We start from the raw sequence: 15,601 nt of genomic DNA on the forward strand, positions 1-15,601 counted from the left end.
GTCTCCCCACCCCAAAACTGTTCCTACCCTCCCCAAAAATTAACCCGCTATAGAACCTCCCCCTTCGCCATCCTCCCATCTTCCCTACTCCCTCACCCCTCACCCCATGCCCCTCTCCCCCATCACCCTCGCCCCGCACCAAATTCTCTACGAACAGGTGGCCGATCGCCTTCAGCAGCTGATCACCGAAGGCACCCTCAAGCCGGGCGATCGCCTGCCCTCGGTGCGCAAGCTGCGGGCTCAGCTGTCGGTCAGCACTTCCACAGTGATGGAAGCCTACCGCTTGCTGGAAGACCGGGGCATGGTGGTGGTGCGCCCCCAGTCGGGCTACTACGTCAAACAGACAACCCTACAGCTGCCCCAGGAGCCCGCTCCCACCGCGCCTCCCCGGCAGGCCACCGACATTGATATCTCCCTGGCCTTTGAGGTAATTAGCCTGATGCGCGATCCGGGGTTGATTCAGCTAGGGGCAGCGCTACCTGCCCTAGAACACTTGCCCCTGGCTCAGCTCAATCGGCTAATGGGCAAGATACTGCGAGACAACACCAATGCAGCCCACTCCTACGGCACGCCCCTGGGCTGCCCCGAGTTGCGGGCCGAGTTTGCCAAACGCATGCTCGACGCGGGCTGCTCAGTCCACCCCGACCAGATGGTAATTACCAACGGGGCCAACGAGGCGATCTATTTTTGCCTGCAAGCGCTGACCCAGCCCGGTGACACCGTGGCGATCGAGTCGCCTACCTACTTCGCTGTGCTAGAAGCACTAAAATGCCTGGGGCTGAAGGCGCTGACCCTGCCCACCCACCCCCGCGACGGTATTAGCCTGCCTCACCTTGAAGAAGCGCTGCAAACCGGCGATGTCAAGGTGGTGCTGCTGGTATCGAATTTCAGCAATCCCTTAGGTAGCTGTATGGATGACCGTAAGAAAAAGCACCTGGTGGAGCTGCTCAACCAGTACGACACGCCGCTGATCGAGGACGATGTCTACGGCGATCTCTGCTTTGAGGGAACTCGCCCTAAGGCGATCAAAGCCTTTGACACCGACAATCGGGTGCTCTACTGCGCTTCGGTGAGCAAAACCTTATCGCCAGGGCTGCGGATAGGTTGGTGCACCGGGGGCCGTTACCACAGCAAGATTGCCCACATGAAGTCGATTCTCAACCAAAATACGGCGATCGCGCCCCAGCTGACAGTGGCGGCCTTTTTGGCCAACGGCGGCTACGATCGCCACCTGCGCCACCTGCGCCGCGTCTACCAAGACCAAATGGTGCACATCCAGCAGGCTATTCGCGACTACTTCCCCGCTGAAACCTGTGTGACGCGCCCTACCGGCGGCCATGTGCTGTGGCTCGAAATGCCGGCAGGATTTGACTCACTGCGGCTGTATCAGGAGGCGCTAGCCCAGGGAATTGCGATCGCCCCCGGCGTCATGTTCTCGGCCTCGGGGCAGTGCTACGGCAACTGCTTGCGGCTAAATACGGCGGTCTCTTGGTCAGAACAAGTTGAGCAGGCGATGCAAACCCTGGGCCTGTTGGCCAAGAAGCAGCTGGCCGAAAACCTCCTGCGGGACGATGGCCACCGTACGGACAACTTGCTGACCTCTAACGCTGTTTGAGGTTTGAGCTAGGCCTTCAGAACTTTATGCTCAGCGAGAGCACCCTCGGGGGCAATCTTCAAAAGATGAAGGATGCGACGCAGGGGAATGTTGATGCGGCTGCTTCGGTTAGTTAGCTCACGGCCCAGGTTGTAGATCGCCTGCTCGACCAGGTAGTTGTTGAGCATCACCTCAAGCTCTTGCTGGGTTTTGGGCAAAAAGCTATCGCGGGCAGCGGTAGTCAGGTAGGCCTTGACGAAGGTGGTACTGACCCAGCGATACCAAAATTCGGCCCACTGCTCCATTTGATGGTGATGGTCAGGTTGTCCCATGCCGCTTTCGATTTCCTTGTCGAGGGCAACGTTGACGGCATAGTAAAACGATTGCAGCATGCAGGCAACGTCGCGCAGGGGCGATCGCTTCATGCGGCGCTCGTTGAGACTGCGGGCTGGGTCGCCTTCAAAGTCAATGATGTAGAAGTCTTTGCCGGTGTATAGCACCTGCTCCAGGTGATAGTCGCCGTGATAGCGAGTCCGCAGAGCAGTGATTTTGTGGTTCAACACCGACTGAAACTGCTGCAAACAGGCATCGTGCTGCTCTAAGACCAGGGTGGCGAGCGATCGCGTCTCCGGCGGCAGCGTATTTAGGCGATTCTTTAACAGCAAAAAGACCTGACCGGTCAGGTTGCGGCTGTACTGGTAGACCGATCGCTGGTAGAGCGAGGTGAACGGCTCCGGCGTAAAGGCAGGCTGGTCGGCATCCACCGTCAGGGCTAGGTGGAGTTCGGCGGTCCGCTGCCCCAGCAGCTGCATGTTGGCCAGATAGCTATTGATCGCCTTGCAGGCCGGAATTTGAGACTCGACGGAGGGCAGCGGGCAGTAGGGCAGCGGGAAAAAGACCTCGTTTGGGGGCGCATCTGGGGCCACCGGCTCTAGCTCCAGGGGCGACCCCACAGGCATGGGTGCTTCGGCAATATCCGACTGATCCATCACGACGAGGTCGAAGTAGTCGCGCAAATGGTCGAGGGTGTAGTCCCAACCGCTGCGGGTGTCGGGGATGAACTCTTGCAGCAAACCGATGGTGATCGGCTCCGCCGCCGGGCGATGGTAGGTCAGCGTGCCTGCGATCGAAGGAATGTGGGTAAAGTGCTGGTGTTCGTCCAAAAAGCGGCGCACCTCCAGGTCGGGGTGCTGACCCTCCTCAACTTTTTGAAAGAGCTTAAGAATCAGGCGATTTTGGGCGGCGACGCTGCCGGTTTTAGCGTAGGCGATCGACGTGTTGTTGTGGAGGCCTTTCATCAGCGAAGCTTCAAAGGGCAGGCCGTCTCCCATCGGCTCCTCACCCAGGGATGGATTGGGATCACCCTTGCTCAGCTCATCAAATAAGGGCGTGGTAGCCGCCACCAGCTTGCCGGCGGCATTTTCATAGACCCGGTGGTGGGCAATGCCGTCGAGCAGGGCGGTTAGAAACGACTTGTCGGCGATCGCATCGAACAACACCGCCTCCTCATCGCTGCTGGCCAGCTTGAGCCGCGCCACCACCGACTGCGGAGTCTCTTTCAACAGACGGAGCGCCTGCTCCCCTTCGGCCATCGCCAAAAACAACACGTAGGTTTGGGGGCTGCCCTGAATGTAGTCGACCTGTAGCTCCAGCATCTGGGCATGGCTACTCCCGTAGGGAATGGTGATCACTTCGGTAATGCGAGCCGTCTGCACCGTGCGGGTTCTGCCGCCAAACCAGGGATGGCTAGACAAATACTGGGGCAGCAGCATTTCTAAACTCGCCGTAAACCCGCGCGTCTGGGCCGATTGCAGCTGAGAAAACGCCGTGGGCCAGGCCCCAGCCAGCAGCAGCATCGGCAGCTCTACCGTGGGTTTGACCTCAGGTAGGGGCACGACCTGGGGCTTGAGCATAAACCAGTAAACTGCGTAGGCTCCAATGCTCAAGAAATAGGGTGACTCATCGATGGGCGGAAACTCAGTGCGACCAAAGATTTCGATCGGCACCCACCCCTTCAACCCCGGCAGCTCTAGCTCAACGGTCTGCACAAAGCGAGACAGGTTGGCCACCACCAAAATCCGCTCGTCTTCGTAGGTGCGGGTATAGGCCAGCACCTTGCGGTTGTCGGGATGCAGAATTTGAAAATCGCCGCTACCCAGGGCGCGGAAGTGATTGCGCATGGCAATCAGCCGCTTGGTGGCATTGAGCAGCGAGCTGGGGTTGGCCCGCTGGGCTTCCACATTGACCGTGGCGTAGTGGTACTCGGCCTCGACAATCAGGGGCAAAAACAGCCGCTGGGGGCTGGCGCTGCTAAAGCCAGCGTTGCGGTCAAAGTTCCACTGCATGGGGGTGCGCACCCCGTTGCGATCGCCCACATAGACGTTGTCGCCCATGCCAATCTCGTCGCCGTAGTAGAGCACGGGCGTGCCCGGCAGCGACAGCAGCAGGCTATTGAGCAGCTCGATCTGGCGGCGATCGTTGCCCAGCAGCGGGGCCAGCCGTCGCCGAATGCCCAAGTTCACCCGCATTTCGGGATCCTGGGCGTAGACGCGATACATAAAGTCGCGGTCTTCATCGGTGACCATTTCCAGGGTCAGCTCGTCGTGGTTGCGCAGAAATAGGCCCCACTGGCAATTGTCGGGAATGGCGGGCGTCTGCTGCAAAATATCGGCGATCGGGAAGCTGTCCTCCATGCGCAGCGCCATAAACAGGCGCGGCATCAGAGGAAAGTGAAAGTTCATGTGGCACTCGTCACCGTCGCCGTAGTAGGCGGCGGCGTCTTCGGGCCACTGGTTGGCCTCGGCCAGCAGCATGCGGTTGGGGAATTTTTCGTCGACGTGCTTGCGCAGCTTTTTCAGGAAGGCGTGGGTTTCGGGCAAGTTTTCGCAGTTGGTACCTTCGCGTTCGTAGAGGTAGGGCACGGCATCCATGCGCAGCCCGTCAACCCCCATTTCTAGCCAAAAATCCATGACGTCAAAGACGGCCTGCTGCACCGCCGGGTTGTCATAGTTCAAGTCGGGCTGGTGGGAATAGAAGCGGTGCCAGAAGTAAGCGTTGGCCACCGAGTCCCAGGTCCAGTTGGAGGTTTCAAAATCCTGGAAGATAATCCGCGCTTCCTGATATTTTTCGTAGGTATCACTCCAGACGTAAAAATCGCGCTCGGGGCTGCCCTTGGGCGATCGCCGCGCCCGCTGAAACCACGGGTGCTGATCGGAGGTGTGGTTGACAATCAGCTCGATAATGACGCGAATGCCGCGCTGGTGCGCCGCCTGCAAGAGATCCTTGAAGTCGTCTAGGGTGCCGTAGATGGGGTTGACATTTACGTAGTCGGCAATGTCGTAGCCGTCATCGCGCAGCGGCGACGGAAAGAAAGGCAGCAGCCAAATGGCGGTGACACCTAGGTCTTGAAGGTAGTCCAGCTTGCCAGTCAGGCCGCGAAAGTCACCAATGCCGTCGCCATTGCTGTCGGCGAAGGCCCGCACAGGCACTTCGTAAATGATGGCATTCTTAAACCACAGGGGCTCATTCTTCAAGGTCAACCTACCCACCAGCACGTAATGTCCGCCCCCACGGTAGCGGAATTCATACGAAGCGTCATCGGCCCCAGGTAAGAGCGATCGCGCCATCGTTACCCACTACAACGGCGTTGAATCAACCTATTACCGATCACCGAAAGCTTTGCTCCCCAGTGGAATGGGCGGTGCTCACCATTTCCGCTGCGGCCCGTCACGCCGAGCCACGACACGCGCCACAGAATTTACGGAATTCACAAGAGCGCAAATAGAATGCAAAGTCTATGCAGCACTCGGGAACCAACAACCCCCAACCCTTAGGAGGATGCGCTGGGCAGCCATTTTCTCCTACCAATGACAGTGCCGGTGGGGTGAGAACTCGCCCTCAGGCGTCGCTTTTCTGTATTTTAAGACCCTTTCAAATTTCTAACGCATCGCCGAACCCCTATGAGTTTTCAACGTGCCAGTGGCGTTTTACTGCATCCCACCTCGTTTCCCAGCCGCTACGGCATTGGGGATCTGGGGCCAGCCGCCTATACCTTTGTCGACTTTTTGGCGAAGAGTGGCCAAAAGCTGTGGCAAATTTTGCCGCTGGGGCCCACTGGCTACGAGCATTCGCCCTACATCATGAACTTCAGCACCTTTGCCGGCAACCCGCTGCTGATCAATCTAGATCAGCTGGCCGATGAAGGCCTGCTGAAAGAGGACGAACTGGAGCCTCTGACCGATGTCGATCCGGAGAAGGTCGATTTTGAGAAGGTGATTGCCCACAAAACGCAGTTTCTCAAGCTGGCCCACGAGCGCTTTTTGACGACGCGATCGCCCGAGCAGCAGACCAAGTTTGACCAGTTCTGCCAGGAGCAAGCCTCGTGGCTGGATGACTTTGTGCTGTTTATGGCCCTGCTGGAGGCCCACGAGGGCAAAAGCTGGAATTTTTGGGATCCGACGATCGCCCGTCGCGAACCGGAGGCGCTGCAAGCCCAGCGGGAGGCGCTGAAAGATCAGATTCAGTACCACCAGTTTGTGCAGTTCAAATTCTTTGAGCAGTGGCAAAATTTGCGCCGCTACGCCAACGACAAAAACATCCAGATCGTGGGCGATATTTCGATCTACGTGTGCCACAACAGCTCCGACGTTTGGGCCGACCCCGAGCTGTTCAAGCTCGACCCCAACACCTTTGAACCCGCCTTCATCGCTGGCGTGCCGCCCGACTATTTCAGCGAGACGGGCCAGCTCTGGGGCAACCCGGTTTACAACTGGGACAAGGCCGAAAAAACTAATTTTGCCTGGTGGATTAAGCGCTTTCAGGTGACGTTGCAGTACGTCGACATTGTGCGGGTCGACCACTTTCGCGGCTTTGAAGCCTACTGGCAGGTGCCTGCGGGCGAAGAAACCGCTATCAACGGCGAATGGATTGAAGCCCCTGGCGAAAAGTTTTTCACTGCCCTCGGCGAAGCTTTAGGAACGCTGCCGATCATGGCGGAAGACTTAGGCATTATTACGCCCGAAGTTGAGGCACTGCGCGATCGCTTCGACTTTCCCGGCATGCGCATTTTAATGTTTGCCTTTGGCGATGACCCTGACAACGCCTACCTGCCCCACAACTACACCCGCAACACGGTGGTCTACCCCGGCACCCACGACAACGACACGGCGATCGGCTGGTGGCAGCAGGCCAGCGACACCGAGAAACAGTTTGTGGCTCGCTACTCGGGCTACAGTTCGCCGGAGGCGATTGAAGACATCAACTGGCTGCTGATTCGCACGGCGCTGGCTTCGGTGGCCGATCTGGCAATTATTCCGCTGCAAGACCTGCTGGATTTAGACGGGCGATCGCGCATGAACAACCCCAGCCGCAACGACGGCAACTGGCGCTGGCGCTACCGCAGTTCGGCGTTGCTGACCAATGCCTTGAGCGATCGGTTACGCACCTTGACTCAGCTCTACAGTCGCTAGTGTGGCGAAAAACGTTGTGAAGAATGCTGTGAGAATAGATTTCAGCACCATTTTGGATCAAAAACGCGACACGATTATCGAGTTGTGGATTAACGCGGTTTTTGAAGATCAGCAAATTGAAGCTACCAATGAATTAACGTTCAACGCAGTGCGCGACAGTTTGCCCAGAGTGCTCGAATCTCTCGCCGCCATGATGGCTGACGGCGAGCCAGAAAACTTTGAAATTGTTGATGAGGCCAGTCTAGAACATGGTTTAATTCGCGCCGAGCAGGGGTTTGAACCGGCAGAAATTGCCCGCGAATATCGCCTGCTGCGATCGGTGATTTTTTCGGAGCTAGAAGCCGATTTGGTGCAGGCGGAACCCAAGGATGTGCTGTGGGCCATTCGACTGATTGATGCGGTGATCGATGAGGCGATCGCCCGCTGTTTTGACAGCTATACCCAAACCCGTATGGAGGAGCTCGATCAGCTCCGAGCCCAAATGCAGCTCACTAATCAAGAGCTAACGCGTCTGGTGCGGGCTAGCCACGACAACATGTCAAAGCTAACCCACGAACTCAAAACTCCGTTGACCTCAATTATTGGCTATGCCGATTTATTTCTGCGCCAGCAGCAGCAGGCCGAAATCAAAGATTCCTACGCCCATCTAGAAAGCATTGAGCGCGTGTTGCGCAGCGGGCGGCTTTTGCTGCGGTTGATCAACGACACCCTACAACTGCAGAAAGGTGATGGACAGATTAAGCTCAAGCTGGTGACGATCGCTCCCCACGAGCTGATTCAGTCAGTGATCGAAATCATTGAACCGCTAGTGCGCAATAAGGGGTTGGAGCTGCGGGTGGCGTGCGATCGCCTGCCCCCGGCAGTGCAGACCGACCCCCTGCGCCTACAGCAGATTATTACCAATCTACTGAGCAATGCGATTCGCTATACCGAGACTGGATATGTCTCTATTGCAGCCGCAACCCTGGACGATGGTGCAGCCTCCCCAGAGAGAAATCGCCGCTGGTCAGTTACCGTCACCGACAGTGGCGTCGGCATTCCTCAGGTTGAGCAGAAATATATTTTCGAGCCCTATTACCGGGTTAGCCACGGCCCCACCCCTGATGGTGACCAGGGCACAGGCTTAGGCTTAGCGATTGTGGCCCAGCTGGTCAATTTGATGCAGGGCGAGATTTCGGTGTCATCGCAACCGGGTCAAGGTTCCACCTTTACGGTGATTTTACCGATCGAACAGCATGAGCTTGAGCTGGTCTAGCCGCCTCGTCAGTCGCGGGGACGGGGGACTAGCAGCCGGGGCGATCGCGGCGCAGTCAGCAGTTGTCGCCAAATCTGCTCGTAGCGCTGGGCCATGGCTTGAGCCGTAAACTGAGCCACCGCCACCGCTCGACCCCGCTGCCCCAGCCGCTCGCGCAGAGCGGCATCGGCTTTGAGGCGGCGGAGGGCGCTGACTAAACCCATGACACCGTTTTTCTCAATCAGCAGCCCTGTTTCCTGCTCGATTACGGCTTCTGCCACACTGCCTACCCGAGTAGCAATCACGGGTCGGGCCGCCAGCATGGCTTCCACAATTGCCAAGGGAAAGCCCTCCGAGCGCGACGGCAAAACAAAAATGTCGACGTTGGGCAAGTAGGCGCGAGGGTTGTCGACCCAACCCGGCAAAGAAACGCGATCGCCAATGCCCAGATCTTGAGCTAGCTGTTCCAGGGCTGGACGTTCTTCCCCATCGCCCCACACAACCACGTGGGTATCTTCAACCTGAGCGATCGCGCGCAGCAAAATATCGTGGGCCTTCATCGCATCTAGGCGACCCACACTGCCCACCACCAGTCTGGGCTCTTTCAGGACTGGGCCTGGGGCGCGCTCAACGTCGATGTCGGGCACACCATTGGGCACAGACATCACCGTGTTGCGCCCCAGGACATAAAAATCCTCCATGCGCCTGGCCGAGGCTTCACCCACCGCGACATGGGCATCAACCCGCAGCGATAGCGATCGCGTCCGCCACAGCGCGATCGCATCCGTAGTGCGCAGCGGCAGCTGATCGACCCGTACAACTCGCGCTTGGGGCAGAGTCAGGGCCGCCGCCAGTCCCGTGGCCCCAGCCCAGGGCGTACATAGGTTGAGATGCACAATGTCGGGGCGCAGCCGATGCAGGGTAGCGAGATGAGCCGCCATGGAGGGCAACCCCGCCGGCGGTAAAACAATTTTCTCAGCACCGGGCCGCTGGCTGGCGATCGCATCGACCACAGTAGCCGAGAGCCCCAGCACTGTAATGGCAATATCCTTCGACACCGTTGCCACTAAATGACCCAGGCTAAACTCCGCTCCCCCCATCCCAAGGGAATCTGTATAGACCACAACTCGCGGAGCAGGTTGAGAACCACGGCCTGACGAAGGCGCGTTTGCATTGATCATTCGTTCATGGCATCCCTACACCATTTATTCAGCAGCGTTTCGCTGGCTTCGTCTTCCCCACTGAGGCAGAAAGCTCCAGACAGCACAGCAAATATTCCACCGATACATTGTTCCAAGGTGCTCAAGTCTAAAATATTGCAGCTTCTAGACCCTGGCCTAGGGCTCTCAAGCGCCCTCCACAAGTAGGTAGAAACAGATGGCTGGCGAAACCAACCTCACCAGACTGCTATTGTCCATGCAACCGATTCTCCGCGAGGGGGAATATGTGTTTTGTACCCTTCCAGACCCAAGTGGTCACGACCTCGATCCCATTGGATTCTTCAAAGAAGAGGAAGGACTGACGCTGATCTTGTCGCGGTCCCAGGCCGAGGCAGCAGGACTGCCCTACTCAGCCGTCTTTACCATGATCACCCTGTCAGTGCATTCCAGCCTGGAGGCGGTAGGGTTTTTGGCGGCGATCGCCACCCGACTTGCCAGCCACGGGATCAGCGTCAACCCCGTTTCAGCCTTTTACCACGATCACCTGTTTGTGCCCATGGCCCAGGCTGAGACGGCGATCGCCCTGCTCCACAAGCTTGCAGCAGAAAACAGCACCAGCAGTCCTTAAGCACCGACCTGCCGATTCTTGAACAGAAGTGCTAGTCTTATATCAAATAGTTCTAGTTAAAACTATCTAGATTAAAACTATGGCATCCCTACCCAGTCTGTTTGTTTCCCATGGGGCACCCGACCTGCCCCTGCGTGCTGGCCCGACCCAAGACTTTCTGCGATCGCTCTTGCAGACTCTGCCAAAGCCAAAGGCAATCCTGGCGGTCTCGGCTCACTGGCTCACAGCCCAGCCCACGGTCAGCGCCGCCGAGCAGCCCAAGACGATCTACGATTTCGGCGGCTTTTCCCAGGCGCTCTACAAGCTGAACTACCCTGCCCCAGGAAATCCACAGCTGGCAGTGCAGGTGATGTCTAGGCTCACCGAGGCCGGGTTCTCGGCCCGCGTAGATGGCGATCGCGGCTTCGACCACGGCGTTTGGACGCCGCTAATTTTGGCAGCGCCAGAGGCCACCATCCCCGTCGTGCAGCTTTCGCTTCAGCCCCACGAAACGCCGCTGCACCACTACCAACTTGGCAAAGCCCTCGCCCCCCTGCGGAATGAAGGCGTGCTAATTTTTGCCAGCGGTGCCGCCACCCACAACCTGGGGGCCTTCAACGGCAGCTACAATGCCCCACCCCCCGCCTGGGCCGTGGCCTTTGATAACTGGCTGGCCGAGGCTATTACCCAGGCGGGTAGGTCTTCAACCAACGCCGCCAACGACATCCAACGCCTGCTCAACTATCGCCAGCACGCCCCCCACGCCGCCCAAAACCACCCCAGCGAAGAGCACCTGCTGCCCCTGTTCGTCGCCCTCGGTGCCGGTGGCCCCAGCCAGCAAATTCACCACGGCTTCACCTACGGAGCCTTCAGCATGGCTGCCTATCGATTTGATTAGTTTTAAGTTTTGAATTCACTCTCAACTCAAAATTCAAAACTTTCCCCACTCCCCCCATCATCCCCACCTCCCTCATCTTCCCCATCCCCTTCTCATAGGACACCCCCCATGGCCCTCGGCAGACTGATCAACGGCAAATGGTCCACAGAATGGACCGAACGCAGCGAATCCGGCGAATTTCAGCGCATGCCGACCCTGTTTCACGATTGGGTAACGGCGGATGGCTCCAGCGGCTTCAAGGTCGAGCCGGGGCGCTACCACCTGTATGTGTCGCTGGGCTGTCCCTGGGCGCACCGCACTGTGCTGCTGCGATCGCTCAAAGGGCTACAAGGGGCGATCGGTCTCTCCATTGTTGACCCGGTAATCAGCGACCAGGGCTGGAAATTCTCAAAGCGCTTCGGCAGCATTCCCGACAGCCTCTACGGGGCGGAATATCTGTGGCAGCTCTACACCCGGGCCAAGGCCGACTACACCGGCCGCGTCACCGTGCCCGTGCTGTGGGATACGCAGACCCAAACCATTGTCAACAACGAGTCGCGCCAGATCATTCAGATGTTGAACTCTGAGTTCAACGAGTTTGCCGAGTTTCCCCAGCGCAACTTCTACCCCGAGGCGCTGCGGCCCCAGATTGACGCAGCGATGGATGCTATCTATCAGCCAATCAACAATGGCGTCTACCGCAGTGGCTTTGCGGCTTCCCAGGCAGCCTACAATGGTGCGGTGACGGAGCTGTTTGAGGCACTGGATCACTGGGAGGGCGTCCTCGGTCAGCAGCGCTACCTGGTGAGCGACCAGATCACCCTGGCCGATTGGTGCATGTTCACCACCCTGTTTCGCTTTGATTTGGCTTACTACGGGCTGTTCAAAACCAACCTCAAGCGCCTGGTAGACTATCCCAACCTGTGGGGTTACTGCCGCGAGCTGTATCAGCAGCGGGGGGTAGCTGAGTGGTGTAGCGCAGAGCATGTCAAGCAGCTCTACTACGGGGGCCTGCCCGAACTTAACCCCAGCAGCATTGTGCCTGCTGGGCCAGCGATCGACTATGAAGAACCCCACGGGCGAGAGCATCAAGCTAAGTCTTTTCAAAGCATTGCGGCTTAGGTGCCGCTGCTAGTCGCCCAACGTCAGGCGAGCGTTGGTTGCTAGGGACCTGAGGGCAATCAGATCGGGGGTTGCCGGTTTTACCTCGTCCGCTTCTGGCTGGGTCAACCACAGCAGATACTCGATGTTGCCCGCTGGGCCGAGCAGGGGCGACCAAGTGAGCCCCTGGTAAACCCACCCGAGGGACTGAGCCGAGGCCAGCACGCTGGCGATCGCATCCGCCTGATCCCCAGGGTCACGCACGACGCCCTTTTTGCCGACGCGATCGCGCCCTACCTCAAACTGGGGTTTCACCAGCAGCACGACTTCTCGCGGTGGCACCAGCAGCGCCCAAAAGGCGGGCAGCACCTTGGTCAGCGAAATAAATGACACATCCATCACCCCCAAGTCGGGGCGGGGATCATTCTCGCCGTAGAGCTGCTCAGGGGTGAGGTGGCGCAGGTTGGTGCGCTCGCGCAGCACCACGCGCGGGTCCTGACGCAGCGCCCAGGCCACCTGACCATAGCCCACATCGATGCCGTAGACCAGCTCAGCTCCGGCTTGCAGCAGGCAGTCGGTAAAGCCGCCGGTCGAAATTCCTCCATCTAGCGCAATCCGTCCTTTGGGCTCAATCGGGAATTCGCCCAGAGCTTTGGCCAGCTTTTCGCCGCCGCGCGAGACATAGGGCGATCGCGCCTTCACCAGCAGTTCCACATCCTCGGCAAAGGCCGTGCCCGGTTTATCCACCACAGCGTGGTTCACCTGCACCTCCCCCGCGCGAATTAGCCGCTGGGCCTGCTGCCGCGATTCACACAGCCCGCGTTCTACCAGCAGGGCATCTAGACGCTGTTTAGCCATCGGTGCATCCCCTAGGCAGCGGTGCTGGGTTTGAGGCCCCGGCGGCTGGCAATTTGTTCGAGCTGCTGCTTAACCAGATCAAGCCGGGGCTTGGTGCTTTGGCGATCGTACAGTTCGCTAGCTTTCAGTAACGCCTGCACGGCCTGCCCATCGGTGCCCATGTTGGCGTAGGCCAACCCACCGTTGTGGAAGGCTTCGGCACAGTCAGGCTCGGCCACCATCACAGCAGTGAACTGATCAATAGCCACCGGATAGCGGCCCTTAGTAAAGGCCGCACAGCCCGCCTCAAACTGAGTTCTAGCCTCATCACCGATGGGGATGGAAAGCTCTACAATCGGAGCCGGAAACAGGGCGCTGTTGCCCAAGGGGCGACGATAGGCCCACACCATTACCCCCATGCCAAAGCCCAGCACAGCCAGTACCACCGATAGCCAAATCACCAGTTCCACAGGGTTCAATCTCCAATAAGTAGACCCAAAACCGTTTAGACGCCTCTGCTAAAAGCTGCGGTCAACACCGACCATATCACCGACTCGCCGCCTCACCTTGCCGGAAAATCAGCATCTCAAACTGAATAACCTAAAGACATGACCCAGCCATCTGACCCTTAGCCCCACCCTAACTATGCAACATGTTTTAAGGGGAATCGCGATCGCCCTCAGGGGTCGATCAAAGACCATCTCCCTCAACGGCCAAACTTTAACCATTGCCCTGTTGATAGCAGGGGGCATGGCCCTCGCTGGCTGCGAGCAGGCTTCAACTCCTGAGCCGGTTGAACCAGCCCAGGAAACACAATCGGTAACCGACTCGGAGGGTCAGACTGACGCGATCGCAACCATCCAAGCCATTGTCGCCAACCCCGTCTCGGTCACCCTCGGTCAGGGCGAGCCTGAGCCAGCCCAAGTTGACCAGGCCATGGCCTACGGCGACCAGATTCGCACCGCCGATCAGGCCCTGGCCGAGGTGGGCTTAGTCAACGGAGCGATGTTTCGCATTGGCGGCAACGCGGCCCTCACCCTGCAACCCAGCCAACTCCGGCTCGACTCCGGACAGATGATTACCTGGGTCGAAGGCGCACTGGCCGAGCCCATCGAAATCGTTACCCCCGCCGGCATTGCCGGCGTTCGCGGCACCACAGTGTTTGTCAACATCGAAGACGATCCCAATGCCCCGGTCGAGATTTTCTCCTGGGAAGGAGAAGTGGCCTTTCGGCTAGCTGACAGTGAGAACGAGGTGGTTTTAAGCAGTGGCGAGCAGCTGTTTATCTACCCAGGCGAGCGAGATATCGAAGCGCTGAGTCAGCAGGTGCAGCCCCTCGATCGGGCCGTCGCTCAAGAGCGCTTGGAGGGAAGCCCACTGATCAACGGGTTTAGCAGCCCACTACCGACCCGACCTGAGATCGAAGCTACCGTTGATGCTCTGGAATAACCCGTTAAGGTAGAGGGAGTTGATCAAGGCTGCCCTACTAATGACCTTAGATGAGCTACGAACCCACCTTCTGGCCTTGACTCCAGTGGAGAAGGCTGAAGCTGTTCACCTTTTGGTGCAGAGCTTAGGCAATGTTTGGACTGGAATTGAAAAGACCCCAGGAGTTGTAGGCGGTGATGCCTGTCTCGTCGGAACTCGCATTCCAGTTTGGGACTTGGTTCAGTATCGCCGTGTAGGGGCATCGGATGCCAAAATTTTAGAGGCCTATCCCCAGTTGACAGCGACCCATCTGGCCAATGCTTGGGACTATGCCGCAGCGCACACCGACGAAATCGAACAAGCTATTCAACAAAACGAGGCCGCTTGAGGGTGGTTTGTCTCTCCTTGGAATAGCTTTACAACAGCTGTTTGCCAAGCGCTCGAGAATTGTGAGGCGATCGCAGGCCAGCTAGTACGCGTCACTAAGAATCAGGATTGACGCGGGTTAAGGTGTGCAACTGCATACTTATGCTGTCCCGACGATCGCCACCAAAATGTAAGTGTTACCTATCGACAGGCAGCTGTTGATTGAGTTCATCGCCCTATCCATTAAAATCGCGACGGTGTTAGTTGAATTCATTGCCCCATTTATAAGGATCACTTTCGTGATCTAAACGAGAATGAAAGTGTTTATTATGAATGAGCTCCTGTTAATTGAATTCATCCGCCTATCCTTAAGGAACATCCTCTTTTTACTAGAAAACACCGTCATCACTAGCTAAAGTGCTGGCCTTATGCTCCAAAAATGACGGCAAAATTACTGAGCCTTTTGGCCTAGCAAGCACATCTCAACTCCCGCAGAACTATCAGTTTCGGGGCATTGGCCGCTGTGCCATTTTGAAAGGGACAACCCTATGGAGGTGCATCCTATGCCTCGACCTAAAAGAAGCTCACCCGTGCTCGAAAAAGGCAATCGTCGGGCGGCAGCGCTCAAATCGATCAGCCCCGACCTCATTTTGGGCGAAAGACTTACTTTGGAACGTTACCAATTGGAGCTGGATAAGCTGCAATCTCAACTCGATACCTACAACGAATCGCTATCGTTTGTAGATCGCGCCCTTAGCGTAGTGCGCGATACCGAAAAAGAAATTAAAGTGCTTTCAGAACGCATGCTGATTGCTGTGGCAGCCAAGTATGGCAAAGACAGTTACGAATATGAAATGGCCGGCGGCACTCGCAAGAGCGATCGCAAGCGCCCCACCCGCAAGGTAGACAGCGTGGCTTGAGCAGCTTAC

Annotated in this window: 13 protein-coding genes; 9 read left to right on the plus strand and 4 right to left on the minus strand. The window is 57.7% G+C overall.

The window, feature by feature from the left end:
* Positions 1–106 precede the first annotated feature (106 nt).
* Positions 107–1,615, plus strand: a complete 1,509-nt coding sequence (locus H6F75_RS16715) for a PLP-dependent aminotransferase family protein (RefSeq protein WP_190753599.1) — start codon at positions 107–109, stop codon at positions 1,613–1,615.
* Between the two features lie 8 nt (positions 1,616–1,623).
* Here H6F75_RS16715 and treS read toward each other — a convergent pair whose 3' ends face one another.
* A complete protein-coding gene (gene treS / locus H6F75_RS16720) occupies positions 1,624–5,142 on the minus strand; it encodes a maltose alpha-D-glucosyltransferase (RefSeq protein WP_347710680.1) in 3,519 nt (1,172 codons plus the stop codon).
* Between the two features lie 411 nt (positions 5,143–5,553).
* On the opposite strand from treS, the gene malQ reads away from it, so the two are divergent.
* Together malQ and H6F75_RS16730 are read left to right on the plus strand one after the other, a co-directional pair.
* Positions 5,554–7,062: a 4-alpha-glucanotransferase gene (gene malQ, locus H6F75_RS16725; protein WP_190753601.1), complete on the plus strand. Its 1,509-nt coding sequence runs from the start codon at positions 5,554–5,556 to the stop codon at positions 7,060–7,062.
* 28 nt (positions 7,063–7,090) lie between these two features.
* A complete protein-coding gene (locus H6F75_RS16730) occupies positions 7,091–8,317 on the plus strand; it encodes a sensor histidine kinase (RefSeq protein ID WP_199303988.1) in 1,227 nt (408 codons plus the stop codon).
* Between the two features lie 8 nt (positions 8,318–8,325).
* On the opposite strand, the gene H6F75_RS16735 is transcribed toward H6F75_RS16730, so the two are convergent.
* Complete coding sequence (locus tag H6F75_RS16735) at positions 8,326–9,477, minus strand: glycosyltransferase (RefSeq protein ID WP_190753602.1); 1,152 nt, start codon at positions 9,475–9,477, stop codon at positions 8,326–8,328.
* Between the two features lie 196 nt (positions 9,478–9,673).
* Between H6F75_RS16735 and H6F75_RS16740 the strand changes: the two genes are divergently transcribed.
* From H6F75_RS16740 to H6F75_RS16750, 3 genes are all read left to right on the plus strand, one after another.
* Positions 9,674–10,084 carry an ACT domain-containing protein gene (locus H6F75_RS16740; RefSeq protein WP_190753603.1) on the plus strand — a complete coding sequence of 137 codons (411 nt, stop codon included), beginning with the start codon at positions 9,674–9,676 and terminating at the stop codon, positions 10,082–10,084.
* Between the two features lie 79 nt (positions 10,085–10,163).
* Positions 10,164–10,961 carry a class III extradiol ring-cleavage dioxygenase gene (locus H6F75_RS16745; protein ID WP_190753604.1) on the plus strand — a complete coding sequence of 266 codons (798 nt, stop codon included), beginning with the start codon at positions 10,164–10,166 and terminating at the stop codon, positions 10,959–10,961.
* A gap of 108 nt (positions 10,962–11,069) precedes the next feature.
* Complete coding sequence (locus H6F75_RS16750) at positions 11,070–12,062, plus strand: glutathione S-transferase family protein (protein ID WP_190753605.1); 993 nt, start codon at positions 11,070–11,072, stop codon at positions 12,060–12,062.
* 9 nt (positions 12,063–12,071) lie between these two features.
* Here H6F75_RS16750 and H6F75_RS16755 read toward each other — a convergent pair whose 3' ends face one another.
* On the minus strand, positions 12,072–12,899 hold the full coding sequence (locus H6F75_RS16755) for a TlyA family RNA methyltransferase (protein WP_190753606.1): 828 nt from the start codon (positions 12,897–12,899) through the stop codon (positions 12,072–12,074).
* Positions 12,900–12,910: 11 nt separating this feature from the next.
* Entirely contained in the window at positions 12,911–13,348 is a 438-nt protein-coding gene (locus tag H6F75_RS16760) for a hypothetical protein (protein WP_190753607.1), read from the minus strand.
* Between the two features lie 175 nt (positions 13,349–13,523).
* Between H6F75_RS16760 and H6F75_RS16765 the strand changes: the two genes are divergently transcribed.
* The 3 genes from H6F75_RS16765 (at position 13,524) to H6F75_RS16775 (ending at position 15,592) form a co-directional block, all read left to right on the plus strand.
* Entirely contained in the window at positions 13,524–14,327 is an 804-nt protein-coding gene (locus H6F75_RS16765; RefSeq protein ID WP_190753608.1) for a FecR family protein, read from the plus strand.
* 40 nt (positions 14,328–14,367) lie between these two features.
* The gene (locus H6F75_RS16770) at positions 14,368–14,694 is read left to right on the plus strand and encodes a DUF433 domain-containing protein (RefSeq protein ID WP_190753609.1); all 327 of its coding nucleotides are present in this window, start codon (positions 14,368–14,370) and stop codon (positions 14,692–14,694) included.
* A gap of 541 nt (positions 14,695–15,235) precedes the next feature.
* On the plus strand, positions 15,236–15,592 hold the full coding sequence (locus H6F75_RS16775; protein ID WP_190753610.1) for a hypothetical protein: 357 nt from the start codon (positions 15,236–15,238) through the stop codon (positions 15,590–15,592).
* Positions 15,593–15,601 lie beyond the last annotated feature (9 nt).

Origin of the sequence: Nodosilinea sp. FACHB-131, assembly GCF_014695395.1 — a bacterium.
Lineage (GTDB): Bacteria > Cyanobacteriota > Cyanobacteriia > Phormidesmidales > Phormidesmidaceae > Nodosilinea.

Coding starts and splice junctions, on each gene's coding strand:
- H6F75_RS16740 (WP_190753603.1), top strand. CDS start 9,674: ATGGCTGGCGAAACCAACCTCACCAGACTGCTATTGTCCATGCAACCG.
- H6F75_RS16750 (WP_190753605.1), top strand. CDS start 11,070: ATGGCCCTCGGCAGACTGATCAACGGCAAATGGTCCACAGAATGGACC.
- H6F75_RS16770 (WP_190753609.1), top strand. CDS start 14,368: ATGACCTTAGATGAGCTACGAACCCACCTTCTGGCCTTGACTCCAGTG.
- H6F75_RS16775 (WP_190753610.1), top strand. CDS start 15,236: ATGCCTCGACCTAAAAGAAGCTCACCCGTGCTCGAAAAAGGCAATCGT.
- H6F75_RS16765 (WP_190753608.1), top strand. CDS start 13,524: ATGCAACATGTTTTAAGGGGAATCGCGATCGCCCTCAGGGGTCGATCA.
- H6F75_RS16745 (WP_190753604.1), top strand. CDS start 10,164: ATGGCATCCCTACCCAGTCTGTTTGTTTCCCATGGGGCACCCGACCTG.
- H6F75_RS16715 (WP_190753599.1), top strand. CDS start 107: ATGCCCCTCTCCCCCATCACCCTCGCCCCGCACCAAATTCTCTACGAA.
- H6F75_RS16755 (WP_190753606.1), bottom strand. CDS start 12,899: ATGGCTAAACAGCGTCTAGATGCCCTGCTGGTAGAACGCGGGCTGTGT.
- malQ (WP_190753601.1), top strand. CDS start 5,554: ATGAGTTTTCAACGTGCCAGTGGCGTTTTACTGCATCCCACCTCGTTT.
- H6F75_RS16735 (WP_190753602.1), bottom strand. CDS start 9,477: ATGATCAATGCAAACGCGCCTTCGTCAGGCCGTGGTTCTCAACCTGCT.